The following is a 16,296-nucleotide window of genomic DNA, read 5'->3' as shown; positions in this document are numbered from 1 at the left end:
TCCGCCTTGCAGCTCGACGCACCAGACCCCGCTCACCTGCGCCGACAAGGCACCACTGCTTCCCTCCGACTTGATCCGCCGGACAGGCCCTAGGCCTCCTCGCCCTCCTCGCCTTCTCGGTCCTCCGGCACGATCGTCGTCACGATCAGCTCGACCAGCCCGTCCGGGACGGCGACATCGGGGAGTACGCCGTCCAGTACCCCCGGCAGTGTCAGCTGCTCCAGGAGCAGCCCGAGCATGGCGAGATAGAGCACCGTCACCGCCCCGTCGTCGCCGGGCAGGCCGGCAGCGCGGTGGAACTCCATGCCGTCCTCGAGGTCCCCGCGCACCGATCGGGTGTAAGAGGCGCGCAGCGCCGGGCGGCGGGTGGCCTCCAGGCGCATCTCGAAGAGGGCGAGGTAGCCCGTGCGGTCGCGTGTCGCGCGGGCCAGCAGGTCACGCATGAACTCCAGCACCAGTGAGCGGTCTCGCGGCCCCTTCAGCAGCTCGGTGAGCACGGTGGGATCCGGTGCGAGGCGCCGGTGGAGGTGGGCGTCGACCTGGAAGAGCAGGTCGTCGCGGTCGGTGAAGTAGTTCGACGAGGTGCCGACCGGCACGGCCGCCTCCCCGTCCACCGCGCGGAACGTCAGCCCGCGCGCACCCTCGCGGGCCAGCACAGCCACGGCTGCGTCGACGAGAGCGGCCCTGCGCTCCGGGTTCCTTGCCATGCCAGTGCCTCTTTCGGAAATTGCCTTGCAACCACTACAAGTGAAGCACTATAACTGCAGTGGTTGAGGACGCCATAAACGAACGACTGACGAAAAGAGACCCGCTTGCGCAAGCTCACGTACTTCATCGCCTGCTCGATCGACGGCTTCATCGGAGCGCCGGACGGCGACGCGCAGTTCTTCGTTCCGTTCGTCGACAAGGAGTTTTTCGAGGACTTCCTTAAGGCGGAGTACCCCGAGACCGTGTCGACCCACGGCCGCCGCCCGCTCGGCATCGACGACCTGGAGAACCGGAGGTTCGACACGATCATCCAGGGCCGTGCCAGCTACGACCTGGCGCTCGACCTCGGAGTCACCAGCCCCTACGCCCATCTGCGCGAGTACGTCGCCTCACGCAGCCTGACGGAGTCGCCCGACCCGCATGTGGAGATCGTCTCCGGCGACGTCGTCGGAAAGATCCGTGAGCTCAAGGCCGAGGCGAGCGAGCTCGGTATCTACCTGTGCGGCGGCTCGCGGCTCGCGGGTGCGCTGTTCGACGAGGTGGACGAACTGGTCATCAAGACGTACCCGGTGGTGCTGGGCTCCGGGATGCCGATGTTCGCCGCCGACTTCCGCGTCTCGGAGTTCGTGCTCGAGGACGTGCGCGTCTTCAAGAACGGCGTCTTGGTGCGGACGTACAGCAGGAAGCGTTGAGGCCGGTTCCGCAATACCCTGAAGGCATGGGCACTGATGAGCATGTCTGCCCCGTCTGCCGGCAACCGGTCGCCACGGTCGTGCGGCGGCGCCACAAGACGCTGGGCGCGTTCGTCCCCGTATGGGGTCCCGGGCCTTGCCGGAACCCCAAGTGCGAAGCGAACGCCGATCAGTCCGACCATGAGCCCGGAGTTCGTCCCGAGGAGCCGGCCAAGGAAGAACCGCAGGCCACGCAGGGTGGATGACGAGGTACCTGAGGGGCCGCGGCTTCCCGGGGCGGCACCTGATTCCGGTGTGCCTCGTGGCGTCAGAGCCTAGCCTTGCGAGATGTCCGAACCTCTTGTCCATGTGACCGAGCGTGCCCTGTGGGACGCGGCCCGGGAGACCGGTGCGTACGAGATGTCCACCCGTGGCCGCACCCTCCAGGAGGAGGGCTTCATCCACTGCTCACTGCGGCACCAGCTTCCGGGAGTGGCGTCCTTCCTGTACGGCTCGTACGCCGGGCCCGACGAACTGGTGGTCCTGGTCATCGACGAGGACCGGCTGGGAGTGCCGGTGCGGTACGAGGCCGGGGAGCCCGGCGGCGAGGAGTTCCCGCATATCTACGGGCCGATTCCGGTGGCGGCCGTGATCGACGTGGAGGTGTGGGAGGCGGACCGGTCCGGGGAGCGGGCCCAAGCCGACGGGGCCTAGCCGGGGAGGCTGCCCGTGTGCGGGTCGCGGCCCGTCAGGCAGTACGTGCCGCCGGCCGGGTCCCGCATGACGGTCCAGCGGGCCCCGCGGCCGACGAGCGTGGCGCCGAGGGCTTCGTGGTGGGCGCGGACCGCCTCGATGTCCGAGCAGGCGATGTCTAGGTGGGCGGAGGTGGGGCGGGCGGTGCCGAGACGTTGCAGGAGGATGCGGACGGGCAGCGTGGCGGGCGGCTTGATCAGATGGAACTCAGGGAGCGCGCCGCGGAGGGACTCCCATCCGGTGAGGTCGGCCCAGAAGACGACTTCGGCGTCGAAGAGGGCGGGTGCCACGTCGAGGCAGACCTGGTCGAGGCGGCTGATGGCGCCGGTGGTGCCCGCGACCACGGGTGGCCGGGCCGACTCGCCCTGCCACCGGACCGCGCAGAACAGTTGGCCGCCGGGGGAGCGCAGTACGGACCACCCCGGGTGGTCGGCGACGACCTCGGCGCCGAGTCGCAGGGCCGACTGCACCAGCGCCGACACGTCCTCGACGGCGAGGTCGAGATGGGCGCCGCCGTCGCCCTGCGCCTGGCCATGGACGTCCTGTGCCTGCCCGCAGACGCCCTGTGCTTTCAGGCAGGCATCGGGCCCGTCCGGGAGCAGGGTCACGAACTCGTCCTGTTCGCCGCGTGGTTCGGACGCTCTCGTCGCCGTGACCGCGGTCCAGAAATCGCAGGCGGGCCCGAACTCCTTCACGGGCCGGTCGATGAAGGCGTAGACCCACCGGATGGGTTCGGTCATCGGTATCTGCCCCTCCCGTTCTGTCACTCGGTACGTGCGGCTCGTACCGTCTCCTGTTCGATCAGTGCGCGCAACGACGTTTTCACGCGGGCGACGAACGCGTCCCGGGTGGGGGCGGAAAGAGCGTCGAGCGACAGATACGGGTTGAGGTCCTCCAGCTCCACGAGGAGCAGCTCACCGTCGGGGGCCCGGCAGGCGTCCACGCGCTGGATGCCGTACGCGATGTCGTTCCAGTCGACGAAGCGCTGCGCGAACTCCCGGTCCTGCTCCGTCGGTTCGTACGGCTCCAGGGACCAGCGCTCGTCCGGGCGGGGCGCATACAGGGCGTACTGGAGGGTGCGGTCGATGAAGTAGAAGGACACCTCGTAGCGGAAATCGATGCGTGGCTGGACGAGGATGCCGTCGTACGACAGTTCGGCGAGCCGGTCGCGCGCCACGAACTCCAGGCCTATGGAGTCCGCTCCCAGTTTCGGCTTCACGACGTACGTGTCGACGTCCGGCAGCCGTCCCACGTCCTGCGCGCGGTCGACGGTGGGGATGACCGGATATCCGGCCGCGGTCAGCTCCAGCAGGTATTCCTTCCCCGCCATGTCGCCTTTGCCCGACAGTTGGTTGTACACGTGTACACCGTCCGCGAGCGCACGCTCGCGGAACGCGTCGTACTCCGCCTGGTGGTTCAGCACCGGCCCGCTGTTGCGCACCACCACGGCGTCGAAACCGTCCATCAGCGCGGTCACGTCCAGCGGATGGCATACGGCGATGTCGAACTCCTCCCGCAGTCGGGAGGTGAGGAAGATGTCCTCGTCGCAGTAGCGCCGCCCCTTGGCCGGATAGGCCAGGTCACTGACGTAGAGGACGCGGAGGCGTGCGGACGGCACAGCGGTGACTCCTGACTGCTCGGAACTCCTCGGACTCCAGATGTTGCAGGTCAGGGGCAGCCCGCTCCCGCAGAACACAGACGTAGTCTGCCTCCCGCACGATCTCGACCTGCCCGGCACCCCGGGCAGCTCAGTCGACCCGCCGCTCCGTGAAGCGCAGGAGGTTGCCCGCCGGGTCACGGAAGGCGCAGTCGCGGACGCCGTACGGCTGGTCCATCGGCTCCTGGAGGACGTCGGCACCGGAGGCCTGGACGCGTGCGTAGAGGGCGTCGCAGTCGGTGGTGGAGAAGATGACGCCGCGCAGGACGCCCTTGGCGAGGAGCTCGGCCATGGCCTGCTTGTCGGCGGGGGAGGTGTTCGGGTCCGCGGCGGGGGGCTCCAGGACGATTTCCACGTCCGGCTGGAGCGGTGAGCCGACCGTCACCCAGCGCATGCCCTCGAACCCGACGTCACCGCGGACCTCCAGGCCCAGCACGTCTCGGTAGAAGGCGAGCGCCTTGTCGTGGTCGTCCACGGCTATGAAGCACTGGGAGAGTTTCAGGTCCACGGTGTCCACGGTTCTGTCCCTTCCGTTCATGGTTCTCACGCTAGAGGCGTGTCCCCGGCTCCGCTTCCGGATTGCGGTGGCGGGCCGGGCGGGTGAGTCGCTGGGCCACGCAGGGCGGGATGGGGGCGCCGTGGTCGTGCGGGCGGGCCCGGTATGCGCTCGGGGTCTCGCCGACCAGCTCGGTGAAGCGGGAGCTGAAGGAACCCAGCGACGTACAACCGACGGCGAGGCAGACCTCCGTGACCGTCAGGTCGCCGCGGCGCAGCAAGACCTTGGCCCGTTCTATTCGGCGGGTCATCAGATAGTTGTACGGCGTCTCGCCGTACGCCGCCCGGAAGCTTCGCTGGAAGTGGCCGGGCGACATCAGCGCGGTGCGCGCGAGTGCGGCCACGTCCAGCGGCTCCGCGTACTCACGGTCCATCCGGTCCCGTGTCCGGCGCAGCCGGACCAGATCCTCCAGAGTCATTTCTTCAGGATGGCACGCGGCACTGACAGCGAGGTGGTCTTCAACTGTTGGGGGTTTTGCTGAGCAGGCTGGTTGATGCTGCTGAGCCGCCCTGTGGGCCGCGTATCGAAAGCTCCTTAAGGCGGGTCGACCTCAACTCAGCGCAGGACAACCAGGACAGCCAGTGCGATGAGCAGCGAATCGATCCTGTCCAGCAGGCCGCCGGAGCCGGGTAGCCAACGGCCCGCGTCCTTCACCTGTGCACCTCTCTTGATCATGGATTCGAGAAGGTCGCCTGCCGGGCCGCCGACCGCCACCGCAACCGCCATCGGCCAGCTCAGTGCGGACAGTACGGCGAGCACGCCGAGGCCGGCCGCGGCCCCTGCCAGGGTCCCGCTCCACCGCTTGGCCGGTGACAGGGGCGACAGTCGCGGCCCGCCCAGCCCTCGACCGGCGAAGTACGCGACGATGTCGGCGAGGGAGACCGCCACGAACAGCGCAAGCGCGCTTGCCCCGAGCGGCACCAGCGCGGCCAGCACACTCAGCCAGGCCAGCCCGAGCAGGTTGGCGCTCAGCCGACGCAGGCCGTGGTCGGCGTCGCCGGACAGGAGCGGCACCGCGGCCACCGCGAGCGCCCCGATCGCGACCGCCCGGAACTCCTGTCCGGGCGCCAACCAGGCGGCCAGCACCACGCCTGCCACCGCCGCGGCCAGCACCACCCGGTCCACCCGGTCCAGTTGCATCAGCCCGCCGAACTCGATCACCGCGATCACCCCGACCACGATGGCGAGGGCCGAGGTGCCCGGGCGGCCCCACCAGAACGCACCGGTGACCAGTGGCACTCCGACCGCCCAGGCGCACCACCGGATCAGCAGCTCACGGCGCCGGGACACCGCCACCGCAACGCCGCCGAGGGCCAGCGCCCCACCGAGGTAGGGCGCCAGGGAGGCCACGGTGATCATCGAGCGGATCCGGCCGCGGGAACCACCGAAGGTACGGGAACCCCTGAACGTATCGGAACGATCGAGGCCGAACCCGGTCGCAGCACGTCCAGGGCGGCCTGACACGCGGCCACCATGCGCGCATTCTCAGCGGCGTCCTTGACCGCGATACGCACGGTGCGCCCCTGGTACTCCGACGACATCGGCGACAGGTCGCGCAGGTATACATCGCGGCGGCGGCACTCGTTCACCAGTTGCGCGGCACTCGGCCCGCCGGACGGCAGAATCACGGTGAGGAAGTTCGCCACGGCCTCCTCGACCACCACGTCCTCGTCCAACCCGGCCAGGTCGGCGGCCAGTTGCCGGCGCAGGGCGTGGGTGCGAAGCCAGCAGTCGCTGTAGTAAGCCGGGTCGCGCAGGGCTGCCACTGCGGCCAGTTGCGCCGGGAGGCTGACCGGCCAGGGCGGCGTCCATCGGCGTAGCTGCGCCGCGGTGGTCGGCTCGGCCACCAGATACGCGGCCCGCATGCCCGACAGCGCATACATCTTGGACAGTGAGGTGCAGACCACGACCCGTGGGTCCGTCGCGGCGAGGCCGGCGAGCGACTCGCTCAGGTCGACATAGCCCAGGTATGCCTCGTCGATCCACCAGCGGGTGCGGGCCGGCGCGGCGGCGATCAGCGAGCGCAGCTCCGCGGCCGGGGCGTGGCGTCCGGTCGGGTTGTTCGGGTTGACCACCACCACGAGGTCGTAGCGGCCGGCCCCGACGGCAGCAGACAGCCGGGCCGGATCGATCCGCCAGCCGTCTTCGCGGCGCAACCGGAAGCGGTCCACCCGGCATCCGATCACCCTCTCCGTGACATGGGCGTACTCGCCGTAGCCCGGGTCCATCAGAAGCACCCTGCTCTCCGGGGTCAGCCACCGGCCGAACGCCCTGAAGATCAAGTCGGATGAGCCGGCGCCGACCGCGAGAGTCTCCACCGGAAGCGCCCGGGCCGCGGCGATTTCCGCCAGCAGTCCCTCGGCGTCGGTCGGCGGCGAGGTCCGGGCGGCCCAGGCCGGATCTTCCGCGAGCGCCGCCCGCACCCCGGGGGCCGGCGGGAACCAGGCGTCCAGCACGTCGGCCGCGACCACCTGATGGCGGCGGTGCAGACTACGGAAGTCCGTGCCGATGGCGGTGAACGAGGCACCGCCGTGTTCGCAGCCGTCCGGCCGGGGTGCGAACGCCACGTCCAGCTGCCAGTCCACCTCGGACCGCAGACGTTCCAACGTGGTGCGGTGGCGGTCCATCGTGACCTTCGTCAGCTCGGCCACGCTGCCGGTCAGCACCTCGAACGTCAAGGCACCGCTGCGGACGGTACGGCCGACCGGGTGCAGGCCGACGGCCAGGTACATGTCGAGCAGTTCGGTGCGCCCCATCGCCACCACCCGGCGACCGCCCCGGGCGGCGATCCAGCGCAGCGCCGCGTACATGAGCAGCGGTGCCGCTGCCGAGGCCCGCCAGCGCGGCTCGACGGTGAGGATGCGTACCTCGAACAGATCGTCCTCGGTCAGCAGCGGCAGCTCTTCGCGGGTCAGGTACTTGTCCAGCGCGTACCGCCCCAACCAGGGCGGAGTCAGGCTGACAAAGCCGATTCGGGTCGCTCCTCGCGCCGCGACCAGGTAGACGTTGTCGCCGTCCAGCCCGTCGCGAAGCCGCCCGGCCGGATCCGGCACATGCTGGCCCAGCTCCTGCGCATACACCCGGTGACGGAGCTCGTAGATCCACTCAAGATCCTCCGGAGTGGCAGCACGCAGCTGTAGGTCACGGCCCATAAGCACCTCTCTCGACGCAGAGGACACCATCATGGGAAGCGCGGATCGGCTGCGTCAGAGCTGAGCGACGCAGTGAACCTGAGTACGCGTACTCAACCAACCAGCCCACGGGAGAACCGACTTGGTCATTGACCTCCGGCCGGGCGAAAAAGACCGCACCCGGACCGCCATGGACGCCGTTCTCGGCGGCCTGCGGGCCGGGTGCGGACAGGTAGGCGATGTGACCCGCGAAAACGCAGGTCAGACGGCCTAGGTGAAGATCAGGCCTTCTTGGTCTCCCAGAAGATCTTGTCGATCTGGGCGATGTAGTCCAGTGCCTTCTGGCCCGTGGCCGGGTCAGTGGATGCCTTGGCGGCCGAGAGGGCCTTCAGGGCGTCGTTGACCAGCTGGTGCAGCTCCGGGTACTTCTCGAAGTGCGGGGGCTTGAAGTAGTCGCTCCAGAGCACCGAGACGTGGTGCTTGGCGAGTTCGGCGCGCTGCTCCTTGATGACGGTGGCACGCGCCTGGAAGTGCGGGTCGTCGTTGGCGGCCATCTTGTCCTGCACGGCCTTCACCGACTCCGCCTCGATGCGGGCCTGGGCCGGGTCGTACACACCGCAGGGCAGGTCGCAGTGTGCGCTGACCTTGACCTTGGGGGCAAACAGGCGGGAGAGCATTGAGCTGTCCTTCCTCGTGATCGTCTTCTCAGGTGGGACATTACTCCGTAGGAGACCGGATTTCGCGGGTGCCCCCATGGGCTTAGGACAAAAGTCCAGGGTGAAACTGGGACTGGTGGAGGATAGGACCGGGGAGGTGCCGGGGATGCCGGAGCTGTCGCAGGAGACCGAGCGCGGGAGGGCCGTGCTGCCGTTCGGGGCCGCCGAGGTGACGGGGCCGTCCATGGTTCCCACGCTTCAGCACGGGGATCGGCTCGTCGTGCAGTACGGGGCCAGGGTCGGGCCCGGTGACGTGGTGGTGCTGCGTCATCCGTTCCAGCAGGACCTGCTCGTGGTCAAGCGGGTCGCGGAGCGGCGCGAGGGCGGGTGGTGGGTGCTCGGCGACAACGCCTACGCCGGAGGGGACAGCACCGACTACGGGACCGTGCCCGAGGAGCTCGTCCTCGGGAAGGTGCGGCTGCGGTTCCGGCCCCTCAAGGAGGCTCAGCGGTCGCCGCTCGCGGTGGCGCGGTGGGTGGTGGGGGCCGCAAGGCCGGTGCTGTCCGACCGGTCCGCCTCCAGGCGCTTGCGGGCGCGGTAGGCGGCCACATTGGCGCGGGTCGCGCAACGGTCCGAGCAGTAGCGCCGGGAGCGGTTGGTGGAGGTGTCCAGGTAGGCGTTGCGGCAGGGGGTCGCCTCGCACAGGCCCAGGCGGTCGACGCCGTATTCCGTCAGGTGGAACGCCAGGCCCATCGCGGCGATCGCCGCGTAGCCCGCGGTCGCGTTCGACGGGTGGTCCGCCAGGTGCATGTGCCACAGCGGGCGCCCGTCGTCGTCACGGAAGTCGTGGCCGGAGATCTGCGGGCTGACGGGGAATTCCAGGAGCAGGGAGTTCAGCAGGTCCACGGCCAGGGTCTCGTCGCCGCCGTCCGCCGCCTCGAAGACGGCGCGCAGCCTCGCGCGGACCGAGCGGAAGCGCGTCACGTCCGCGTCCGTGGCGCGGCGGGCCGCCGACGCGTTGCCTCCGAAGAGGTCACGGACGGCCTCGACCGAGGTGAGTGAGTCCTTGCCCCGGGTCGGCTCCTCGGTGTTGACGAGGCGTACCGCGTAATCCGAGTAATAGGCCAGTTCCACTTGTAGTCCTTACGGGGGCGCTCTATCGTCGTGCATGCGGTCGGGTAACAGATGATCGTGCTTACAGGGTATTACCTGAGTGCGGGGAGAAGGGGATTTTCATGGGCATCATCACCGGAACCGACTGGCACGCCTGGCAGGAGAGCTGGGACCGGCAGCAGGAGTGGTACTTGCCGGACCGCGAGGAGCGCTTCCGGGTGATGCTCGACATGGTCGAGGCCGTCGTCGGGCCCGAGCCGCGCGTTCTCGACCTCGCCTGCGGCACCGGCACCATCACGGCCCGGCTGTTCGACCGGCTCCCGAAGGCCACCAGCACCGGCGTCGACCTCGACCCCGCGCTGCTCACCATCGCCGAGGGCACCTTCGCGGGCGACGACCGGGTCACCTTCGTCACGGCCGACCTCAAGGACCCGCGGTGGACGGCACGGCTGCCCTACGACTCGTACGACGCCGTCCTGACCGCCACGGCCCTGCACTGGCTGCACAGCGAACCCCTCGCGGCTCTCTACGGTCAGGTCGCGGAACTCGTCCGTGACGGCGGTGTCTTCATGAACGCCGACCACATGATCGACGAATCCACGCCCCGGATCAACGCGGCGGAGCGTGCGCAGCGGCACGCCCGGATGGATGAGGCCAGGGCGAAGGGTGTTCTCGACTGGGCTGGATGGTGGGAGCTGGCCGCCCAGGACCCCGTTCTCGCCGCGCCGACCGCCCGCCGCTTCGAGATCTATGGCGAGCACGCCGAGGGCGACACCCCGTCCGCCGACTGGCACGCGCGCGTGCTGCACGAGAAGGGCTTCGGGGAGGCCCGGCCGGTGTGGCGCTCGCCCTCGGACGCGCTGGTGCTCGCGGTCAAGTAGGCCCCGCGGCGCACTGATGGAGGCGGTACGGGAAATCCGTACCGCCTCTTTCGCGTCCTGCGGGATCCCCCACCGCACTGGAAGGGTGAGACGGCCCGTGAACGCGGGCTGGGGAAGGGGGGCGGGATGACGCGCGGCGAGGATGCCGTTCTGCACGCCTTCGTCGAGGGAAGACGCATGGCGCTGTTCCGCAGCGCCTGTCTGCTGTGCGGCAACCGTGACGAGGCGGAGGATCTCGTCCAGACGACCCTGGTGAAGGTCGTTCTCGGCGCGCGCAGACATGGGCGGCTGGACAACCTCGAAGCCTATGCGCGCAAGACGCTGGTCAACACCTTCATTTCCGGGCGCCGGCGGTTCTGGCGGCGCGAACACGCGTACGGCGAAGTGCCGGACGTGGCAGAGCGGTCGGTCGACAGTGACACCGGACTCATGGTGCGGGCCGCTCTCGCGGAACTCGCGCCCAAGCAGCGGGCGGTGCTGGTACTGCGCTACTGGGAGGACCTCAGTGTCGCGGCCACCGCCGAGCTGCTCGGGATGCGGGAGAGCACGGTCAAGAGCCACACGGCCAGGGGACTCGCGGCGTTGAGGGCCGCGGTGCGGGAGGAGCACGCATGAGCCGACAGGAAGTCGAGTACGACACGGATCAGGTCAGGGAGCTGCTCGGGCGGGCCGTGGACATCGTCCCCGAGCCCAGCAGCCGGGGCAGCGAGGCCGTCTTCGCGCAGGCCTCGCGGGTGCGGTGGCGGCGGCGCGCGGCGGCGACCGGTGTCGCGGCGGCGGCGGTGGCGACGGGGCTGGCCTTCGGGCCGGGGCCACTGAGCAACAACCAGGAGACGAGCGTCGCCAACGCGCCCACCGCGGGGGAGTTCGACTCCGGGGCGGCAAGGATCGAGAAGCTGCTGCCATCCGGTATCGGCAAGATCCGTGAAGTGTCCCCGCAGCGGGTGGTCGAACAGGTGCCGAACGCCAAACCGCCGAAGGCGGTCGGGCCGTACGACGGTGACTACGCCGTCAGCCGGGACGGCGGCACCGGATACCTCACCGTGCACATGGCGAGGCTCATGGAGGCCGGGACCGGTGACAAGGGCATCGAGGAGCCGTGCAAGGACGCACCCGAGGGCCGCAGCTCCGGCTGCACCTCCGAGGAACTGGACAACGGCAGCGTCCTCAGCATCTGGCAGTTGAACGAGTCCGATATCTCTGTGTTTCCGACGCGGGGCAAGGAGTTCGTCGCGGTCCTGTATCTGACGGACGGCACGATCCTGCAGGTGTGGGACAGTGCCGGCCACCTGACGGAGGGGCATATGGTTCCGCTGCTGAAGACCCCGCCGCTGACACGGGACCAGTTGCGCACGCTGGTCCTCAACCCCGAACTGCTGCCGTAGCGGGGCACATCGGCGCATGGGGAAGGGGCGGTACGGGACACCCGTACCGCCCCTTCCCCATGCGCTGCTAGAGCACCTTCGAGAGGAACGACTGCGTCCGCTCGTGCTGGGGGTTGGTCAGTACGTCGCGCGGGTGGCCGGACTCGACCACCACGCCGCCGTCCATGAAGACCAGCGAGTCGCCCACCTCGCGGGCGAAGCCCATCTCGTGGGTGACGACGATCATCGTCATACCGGACTCGGCGAGGTCGCGCATGACGTCGAGGACGTCGCCGACGAGCTCCGGGTCGAGTGCCGAGGTCGGCTCGTCGAAGAGCATCAGCTTGGGTTCCATCGCCAGCGCGCGGGCGATGGCCACGCGCTGCTGCTGGCCGCCGGAGAGCTGTGAGGGGTAGTTGGCGGCCTTGTCGGCCAGGCCCACCCGCTCCAGCAGCTGGCCCGCGCGCTCGCGCGCCTGGGCCCGGCCGGCCCCCTTGACCTGGACCGGCGCCTCCATGACGTTCTCGAGCGCCGTCATGTGCGGGAACAGGTTGAAGCGCTGGAAGACCATGCCGATGTCCCGGCGCTTCAGCGCGACCTCGCTGTCCTTGAGCTCGTACAGCTTGTCGCCCTTCTGGCGGTAGCCGACCAGCTCACCGTCGACGTACAGGCGACCGGCGTTGATCTTCTCGAGGTGGTTGATGCACCTCAGGAAGGTCGACTTGCCGGAACCGGAGGGACCGATGAGGCAGAAGACCTCTCCGGTCTTGACCTCGAGGTCGATGCCCTTGAGGACCTCGACGTGGCCGAAGGACTTGTGGACGCCCTCGGCCTTGACCATTGCGGTGCTGGTCATGGGTCATCGCCTCCAGCTTGCGAGGGAGAGCATGTTCGCCTTGATCTTCTGGAACGGCGTGGCCGGCAGGGTGCGGCTGGAGCCGCGGGCGTAGTACCGCTCCAGGTAGTACTGCCCGACGCTGAACACCGAGGTCAGCAGCAAGTACCAGGCGGCGGCGAGGAACAGCATCTCCGCCGGGGCGCCGGAGGTCTGGCCGATGTCCTGGGCGACGCGGAACAGCTCGGAGTACTGGATCACGGCCACCAGTGAGGTCGTCTTCAGCATGTTGATGACCTCGTTGCCCGTGGGGGGCACGATGACGCGCATCGCCTGCGGGATGACGATCCGGCGCAGCGTCTTGCTGTGACTCATGCCCAGCGCGTGGCTGGCCTCGGTCTGCCCCTCGTCGACCGACAGGAGACCGGCCCGGCAGATCTCGGCCATGTACGCGGCCTCGTTCAGGCCCAGACCCAGCAGCGCCGTCAGGAACGGCGTCATGAAGTCGGACCAGTAGTCCTTGTAGATCGGCCCGAGGTTGATGTACTCGAAGACCAGGCCCAGGTTGAACCAGACCACCAGCTGCACCAGGACGGGCGTGCCGCGGAAGAACCAGATGTAGAACCACGAGATGGACGAGGTCACCGGGTTCTTGGACAGGCGCATGACGGCGAGCAGGACGCCGCCGCCGATGCCGATCACCATGGCCAGGACCGTCAGCAGCAGAGTCTTGCCCACGCCCGCGAGGATGCGGTCGTCGAAGAAGTAGTCGGGGATCGCACCCCAGTTGATCTTGCCCTGAGAGAACGCGTAGACCACGGAGCCCAGGAGCGCGATCGCGACGACCGCGGAGACATACCGCCCGTAGTGCCGGACCGGGATCGCCTTGATGGCCTCCGGTCCGGCCGGGGGAGTGTCCTCCGGCCCGGCCGTCTTGTCGATGTCAACAGTCACGGATGTTGTTGCCTTTCAGTGCCCGCTCGGTTCCGCGGTCACTCGCCGCCGTTGACCGTCGCCGTCTTCACGGCGCCGGCCTCGACGCCCCACTTCGCGATGACCTTGTCGTACTCGCCGTTCTTGATGATCGCGTCGAGCGCGGCCTGCAGAGCGTCACGGAGCTGGGTGTTGGACTTGGCGACCGCGATGCCGTACGGCGCCGCCTCGACCTGCTCGCCGACGAGCTCGAAGTCCTTGCCGCCGCCCGAGGTCTTCACCGCGTACGCGGCGACCGGGAAGTCCGAGGAACCGGCGTCGGCGCCACCGGCGCGCAGCCGGGTCTGGGCCTGCTGGTCGTTGTCGTACGACTCGATGGTGATCTTCTTGCCACCCGTGCACTTCTTGGACTCGGCCTTGGCGAGGTCCTCCGAGACCGTGCCGCGCTGCAGCGCGATCTTCTTGCCGCAGAGGTCGGCCCAGGTCGCGATGTTCTGGGTCTTGCCCTTGGGGGTGTAGATGGAGACGCCCGCGGTGAAGTAGTCGACGAAGTCGACGCCCTCGCCGACCTTCTTGCCCGTCTCGGAGTCGAGGCCCTCCTGGCGGTCCTTGGTGTCCGTCATCGCGGACATGGCGATGTCGTACCGCTTGGAGCGCAGGCCCGTGATCAGGGTGTCGAAGGTGCCGTTCTCGAACTCGAACTTCACGCCCAGCTGCTTGCCCATCGCGTCCGCGAGGTCCGGGTCGATACCGACCGTCTTGCCGGAGTCGTCCTTGAACTCGACCGGCGCGTACGCGATGTCCGAGCCGACCTTGATGACGCCGGCATCACGGATCGACTGGGGGAGCTTGTCGGCCAGCGGGGCCGACTTGCTGCTCGCGGACGTGCTGCCCGAGGTGTTGTTGTCCTTGGTCTGGTCACCGCAGCCGGTGAGTACCAGGGCGCCGGCGACCGCGATCGCACCGACCGCTGCTATCCGGGACTGCGCGGCGGTCGTACGACGGGTGGAGCGTGCGGTCATCTTGGGTTCCTCCGGCGGATGAGGGAGTTGCCGATGGGTCGACGAGAACACACACCATCGGGTGTCGCGACCTGTTGTGATGACGGCATCTTGCCATTCGGACTACGTCCTTCAGGGGACCGGCTATGTCAAAATCGGATAACGGGTGACCCCCGAACCAGTACAGGCCGCCCCCTCGGGGCCGCATCTTGTGCGGGAATGTTTCGTTCCGGCCGGAAGATCTTCGGTTGATCTCAGGATGTGGGCTGCCGCTACTCCGCACTTGCGGCGTCTTGAGGGCGTGTCCTCGACTTGTCCACATATTCGGCTATGAGTCATGTCACCGACGTGTGACCTTCGCGTTATGGACTCGTCGGCGACATGGTCCGTCCGGTAAGAAGGTTCTTTACACCCCTCATCCGGGGCTCAGGGCGCGTGTGCGGCGCGTCCGTCGCGTATCTGCCCGTACGCAACCACGGCGGCAGGGCATGCGCGGTGCCCGCCCACCCCTCAACCAGGAGTGGTCACCCTCAAATCAATGAAGACTTAAGGGGTAAGACAGTGGCAGCGGAGATCGTCAATGCTCGCGCCGCGAGCACGAGCGACATCAGCGGCGACAGCAGTACGGGTCAGGATCGTGAGGGCGAGCCCCTCGATTCCATCGACCCCGCGTTTGCACTGCACCGTGGCGGCAAGATGGCCGTGCAGGCCACCGTGCCCGTCCGTGACAAGGACGACCTGTCCCTCGCCTACACGCCCGGCGTCGCGAAGGTGTGCACCGCGATCGCCGAGCGGCCCGAACTCGTCCACGATTACACGTGGAAGTCGTCCGTGGTCGCTGTGGTGACGGACGGGACGGCTGTTCTGGGGCTCGGCGACATCGGTCCTGAGGCCTCCCTTCCGGTCATGGAAGGCAAGGCGATCCTGTTCAAGCAGTTCGGCGGCGTGGACGCCGTGCCGATCGCGCTGGCCTGCACGGGCGTCGACGAGATCGTCGAGACCGTGGCCCGCCTCGCGCCGTCCTTCGGCGGAGTGAACCTGGAGGACATCTCGGCGCCGCGGTGCTTCGAGATCGAGCGGAAGCTGCAGGAGCGGCTGGACATTCCGGTCTTCCACGACGACCAGCACGGGACCGCGGTGGTGACGCTGGCGGCGTTGCGGAATGCCGCGAAGCTGACCGGGCGCACGCTCGGTGATCTGCGTGCGGTGATCTCCGGCGCGGGTGCGGCCGGGGTCGCCATCGCCAAGTTCCTCATCGAGGCCGGCATCGGTGACGTCGCCGTCGCGGACCGTAAGGGCATCGTGTCCGCGGACCGGGAGGATCTGACGGACGTCAAGCGGGAGCTCGCCGGGATCACCAACAAGGCGGGGCTGTCGGGGTCGCTGGAGTCGGCGCTCGCGGGTGCGGACGTCTTCATCGGGGTCTCCGGCGGTACGGTGCCGGAGCCGGCCGTGGCTTCCATGGCCGAGGACGCGTTCGTATTCGCCATGGCCAACCCGAATCCTGAGGTGCATCCGGAGATCGCGCACAAGTACGCGGCGGTTGTCGCCACCGGGCGGTCGGACTTCCCGAACCAGATCAACAACGTGCTGGCGTTTCCCGGGATCTTCGCCGGGGCGCTCCAGGTTCGGGCGTCGCGGATCACGGAGGGGATGAAGATCGCGGCGGCCGAGGCGTTGGCTTCCGTGGTGGGAGACGATCTTGCCGCGGATTATGTGATTCCGTCGCCGTTCGATGAGCGGGTGGCGCCTGCGGTGACTGCGGCGGTGGCTGCGGCGGCTCGGGCGGAGGGGGTTGCTCGCCGCTGACGCGGGGGTTGGTGAGAGGTTTCTGTGGTCCCGCCGGGTTTTCCGGCGGGGCCGTTTTTTTGTTTGGGGGGCTGGGGTGGGGTGGGCGGGTGGGTTTTTCGCCCCCGCCGTCCCATCCGTTCCTGGGCTTCTCGTTCCGTGGCGGTACGGCCCCACCGAAGTGCGAGATCGAAGCCGTCCATCCGGCGGGCGATGCGGCAATTGTTGATCGCGACGGGGACAGCGGCG

At 68.7% G+C, this 16,296-nt stretch carries 20 protein-coding genes; 8 read left to right on the top strand and 12 right to left on the bottom strand.

All coding sequences use genetic code 11. The annotated features are described in order from the left end of the window. Positions 1-89: 89 nt before the first annotated feature. Positions 90-707: a TetR/AcrR family transcriptional regulator gene (locus tag AB0D57_RS45015; protein ID WP_362088137.1), complete on the bottom strand. Its 618-nt coding sequence runs from the start codon at positions 705-707 to the stop codon at positions 90-92. Positions 708-812: 105 nt separating this feature from the next. Between AB0D57_RS45015 and AB0D57_RS45010 the strand changes: the two genes are divergently transcribed. From AB0D57_RS45010 to AB0D57_RS45000, 3 genes are all read left to right on the top strand, one after another. Then, positions 813-1,400, top strand: a complete 588-nt coding sequence (locus AB0D57_RS45010; protein WP_362088135.1) for a dihydrofolate reductase family protein — start codon at positions 813-815, stop codon at positions 1,398-1,400. 26 nt (positions 1,401-1,426) lie between these two features. After that, positions 1,427-1,645: a hypothetical protein gene (locus tag AB0D57_RS45005; RefSeq protein ID WP_362088133.1), complete on the top strand. Its 219-nt coding sequence runs from the start codon at positions 1,427-1,429 to the stop codon at positions 1,643-1,645. Positions 1,646-1,727: 82 nt separating this feature from the next. Next, a complete protein-coding gene (locus AB0D57_RS45000; protein WP_362088131.1) occupies positions 1,728-2,093 on the top strand; it encodes a DUF952 domain-containing protein in 366 nt (121 codons plus the stop codon). Here AB0D57_RS45000 and AB0D57_RS44995 read toward each other — a convergent pair. The 7 genes from AB0D57_RS44995 to sodN all read right to left on the bottom strand — a co-directional run bounded on the left by AB0D57_RS44995 (position 2,090) and on the right by sodN (position 8,153). Beyond that, on the bottom strand, positions 2,090-2,872 hold the full coding sequence (locus tag AB0D57_RS44995; protein ID WP_362088129.1) for a VOC family protein: 783 nt from the start codon (positions 2,870-2,872) through the stop codon (positions 2,090-2,092). The two genes, AB0D57_RS45000 and AB0D57_RS44995, sit on opposite strands and share 4 nt — an antisense overlap. Before the next feature lie 23 nt (positions 2,873-2,895). Further along, positions 2,896-3,750 carry a hypothetical protein gene (locus AB0D57_RS44990; protein ID WP_362088127.1) on the bottom strand — a complete coding sequence of 285 codons (855 nt, stop codon included), beginning with the start codon at positions 3,748-3,750 and terminating at the stop codon, positions 2,896-2,898. Between the two features lie 130 nt (positions 3,751-3,880). Further along, positions 3,881-4,297 (bottom strand): VOC family protein, encoded by a 417-nt coding sequence (locus tag AB0D57_RS44985; protein ID WP_362088143.1) that lies wholly within the window; start codon positions 4,295-4,297, stop codon positions 3,881-3,883. Between the two features lie 40 nt (positions 4,298-4,337). Then, positions 4,338-4,763 (bottom strand): helix-turn-helix transcriptional regulator, encoded by a 426-nt coding sequence (locus AB0D57_RS44980; RefSeq protein ID WP_362088125.1) that lies wholly within the window; start codon positions 4,761-4,763, stop codon positions 4,338-4,340. A gap of 137 nt (positions 4,764-4,900) precedes the next feature. Beyond that, the gene (locus AB0D57_RS44975) at positions 4,901-5,704 is read right to left on the bottom strand and encodes a phosphatidate cytidylyltransferase (protein WP_362088123.1); all 804 of its coding nucleotides are present in this window, start codon (positions 5,702-5,704) and stop codon (positions 4,901-4,903) included. Next, on the bottom strand, positions 5,701-7,497 hold the full coding sequence (locus AB0D57_RS44970; RefSeq protein ID WP_362088121.1) for a histidinol-phosphate transaminase: 1,797 nt from the start codon (positions 7,495-7,497) through the stop codon (positions 5,701-5,703). Before AB0D57_RS44970 ends, AB0D57_RS44975 begins: the two co-directional genes overlap by 4 nt. Positions 7,498-7,757: 260 nt before the next feature. Beyond that, complete coding sequence (gene sodN, locus AB0D57_RS44965; RefSeq protein ID WP_005480378.1) at positions 7,758-8,153, bottom strand: superoxide dismutase, Ni; 396 nt, start codon at positions 8,151-8,153, stop codon at positions 7,758-7,760. Between the two features lie 145 nt (positions 8,154-8,298). On the opposite strand from sodN, the gene sodX reads away from it, so the two are divergent. After that, positions 8,299-8,733 carry a nickel-type superoxide dismutase maturation protease gene (gene sodX, locus AB0D57_RS44960; RefSeq protein ID WP_362088118.1) on the top strand — a complete coding sequence of 145 codons (435 nt, stop codon included), beginning with the start codon at positions 8,299-8,301 and terminating at the stop codon, positions 8,731-8,733. Here the strand turns inward: sodX and AB0D57_RS44955 are convergent. Further along, the gene (locus tag AB0D57_RS44955; protein ID WP_362088116.1) at positions 8,637-9,266 is read right to left on the bottom strand and encodes a CGNR zinc finger domain-containing protein; all 630 of its coding nucleotides are present in this window, start codon (positions 9,264-9,266) and stop codon (positions 8,637-8,639) included. The two genes, sodX and AB0D57_RS44955, sit on opposite strands and share 97 nt — an antisense overlap. A 101-nt stretch (positions 9,267-9,367) precedes the next feature. On the opposite strand from AB0D57_RS44955, the gene AB0D57_RS44950 reads away from it, so the two are divergent. From AB0D57_RS44950 to AB0D57_RS44940, 3 genes are all read left to right on the top strand, one after another. Continuing rightward, entirely contained in the window at positions 9,368-10,126 is a 759-nt protein-coding gene (locus AB0D57_RS44950; RefSeq protein WP_362088114.1) for a class I SAM-dependent methyltransferase, read from the top strand. 126 nt (positions 10,127-10,252) lie between these two features. After that, positions 10,253-10,741 carry a SigE family RNA polymerase sigma factor gene (locus AB0D57_RS44945; RefSeq protein ID WP_362088112.1) on the top strand — a complete coding sequence of 163 codons (489 nt, stop codon included), beginning with the start codon at positions 10,253-10,255 and terminating at the stop codon, positions 10,739-10,741. After that, positions 10,738-11,511, top strand: a complete 774-nt coding sequence (locus AB0D57_RS44940; protein ID WP_362088110.1) for a hypothetical protein — start codon at positions 10,738-10,740, stop codon at positions 11,509-11,511. The genes AB0D57_RS44945 and AB0D57_RS44940 overlap by 4 nt, the downstream gene beginning before the upstream one ends. Before the next feature lie 67 nt (positions 11,512-11,578). Here the strand turns inward: AB0D57_RS44940 and AB0D57_RS44935 are convergent, their stop codons facing one another. Genes AB0D57_RS44935 through AB0D57_RS44925 form a run of 3 tightly spaced genes read right to left on the bottom strand, consistent with a single transcriptional unit; the run spans position 11,579 to position 14,280 of the window. Continuing rightward, positions 11,579-12,331, bottom strand: coding sequence for an amino acid ABC transporter ATP-binding protein (locus AB0D57_RS44935; protein WP_362088141.1), 753 nt, complete (start codon positions 12,329-12,331; stop codon positions 11,579-11,581). An 18-nt stretch (positions 12,332-12,349) separates the two neighbouring features. Beyond that, positions 12,350-13,279, bottom strand: a complete 930-nt coding sequence (locus tag AB0D57_RS44930; protein ID WP_362088108.1) for an amino acid ABC transporter permease — start codon at positions 13,277-13,279, stop codon at positions 12,350-12,352. Between the two features lie 38 nt (positions 13,280-13,317). Next, entirely contained in the window at positions 13,318-14,280 is a 963-nt protein-coding gene (locus tag AB0D57_RS44925) for an ABC transporter substrate-binding protein (RefSeq protein ID WP_362088106.1), read from the bottom strand. A gap of 540 nt (positions 14,281-14,820) precedes the next feature. Between AB0D57_RS44925 and AB0D57_RS44920 the strand changes: the two genes are divergently transcribed. Next, complete coding sequence (locus tag AB0D57_RS44920) at positions 14,821-16,068, top strand: NADP-dependent malic enzyme (RefSeq protein ID WP_362088139.1); 1,248 nt, start codon at positions 14,821-14,823, stop codon at positions 16,066-16,068. The last annotated feature ends 228 nt before the right edge of the window (positions 16,069-16,296 follow it).

Origin of the sequence: Streptomyces sp. NPDC048275 (assembly GCF_040652275.1) — a bacterium.
Classification (GTDB): Bacteria; Actinomycetota; Actinomycetes; order Streptomycetales; family Streptomycetaceae; genus Streptomyces.
This window is presented reverse-complemented; position numbering and strand designations above follow the sequence as displayed.

Excerpts from the sequence above, each read along its gene's own strand:
- AB0D57_RS44935 (WP_362088141.1), bottom strand. The coding sequence starts at position 12,331 with ATGGTCAAGGCCGAGGGCGTCCACAAGTCCTTCGGCCACGTCGAGGTC.
- AB0D57_RS44980 (WP_362088125.1), bottom strand. The coding sequence starts at position 4,763 with ATGACTCTGGAGGATCTGGTCCGGCTGCGCCGGACACGGGACCGGATG.
- AB0D57_RS45015 (WP_362088137.1), bottom strand. The coding sequence starts at position 707 with ATGGCAAGGAACCCGGAGCGCAGGGCCGCTCTCGTCGACGCAGCCGTG.
- AB0D57_RS45005 (WP_362088133.1), top strand. The coding sequence starts at position 1,427 with ATGGGCACTGATGAGCATGTCTGCCCCGTCTGCCGGCAACCGGTCGCC.
- sodX (WP_362088118.1), top strand. The coding sequence starts at position 8,299 with ATGCCGGAGCTGTCGCAGGAGACCGAGCGCGGGAGGGCCGTGCTGCCG.
- AB0D57_RS44945 (WP_362088112.1), top strand. The coding sequence starts at position 10,253 with ATGACGCGCGGCGAGGATGCCGTTCTGCACGCCTTCGTCGAGGGAAGA.
- AB0D57_RS44950 (WP_362088114.1), top strand. The coding sequence starts at position 9,368 with ATGGGCATCATCACCGGAACCGACTGGCACGCCTGGCAGGAGAGCTGG.
- AB0D57_RS44975 (WP_362088123.1), bottom strand. The coding sequence starts at position 5,704 with ATGATCACCGTGGCCTCCCTGGCGCCCTACCTCGGTGGGGCGCTGGCC.
- AB0D57_RS45000 (WP_362088131.1), top strand. The coding sequence starts at position 1,728 with ATGTCCGAACCTCTTGTCCATGTGACCGAGCGTGCCCTGTGGGACGCG.
- AB0D57_RS44925 (WP_362088106.1), bottom strand. The coding sequence starts at position 14,280 with ATGACCGCACGCTCCACCCGTCGTACGACCGCCGCGCAGTCCCGGATA.
- sodN (WP_005480378.1), bottom strand. The coding sequence starts at position 8,153 with ATGCTCTCCCGCCTGTTTGCCCCCAAGGTCAAGGTCAGCGCACACTGC.
- AB0D57_RS44940 (WP_362088110.1), top strand. The coding sequence starts at position 10,738 with ATGAGCCGACAGGAAGTCGAGTACGACACGGATCAGGTCAGGGAGCTG.
- AB0D57_RS44995 (WP_362088129.1), bottom strand. The coding sequence starts at position 2,872 with ATGACCGAACCCATCCGGTGGGTCTACGCCTTCATCGACCGGCCCGTG.
- AB0D57_RS44970 (WP_362088121.1), bottom strand. The coding sequence starts at position 7,497 with ATGGGCCGTGACCTACAGCTGCGTGCTGCCACTCCGGAGGATCTTGAG.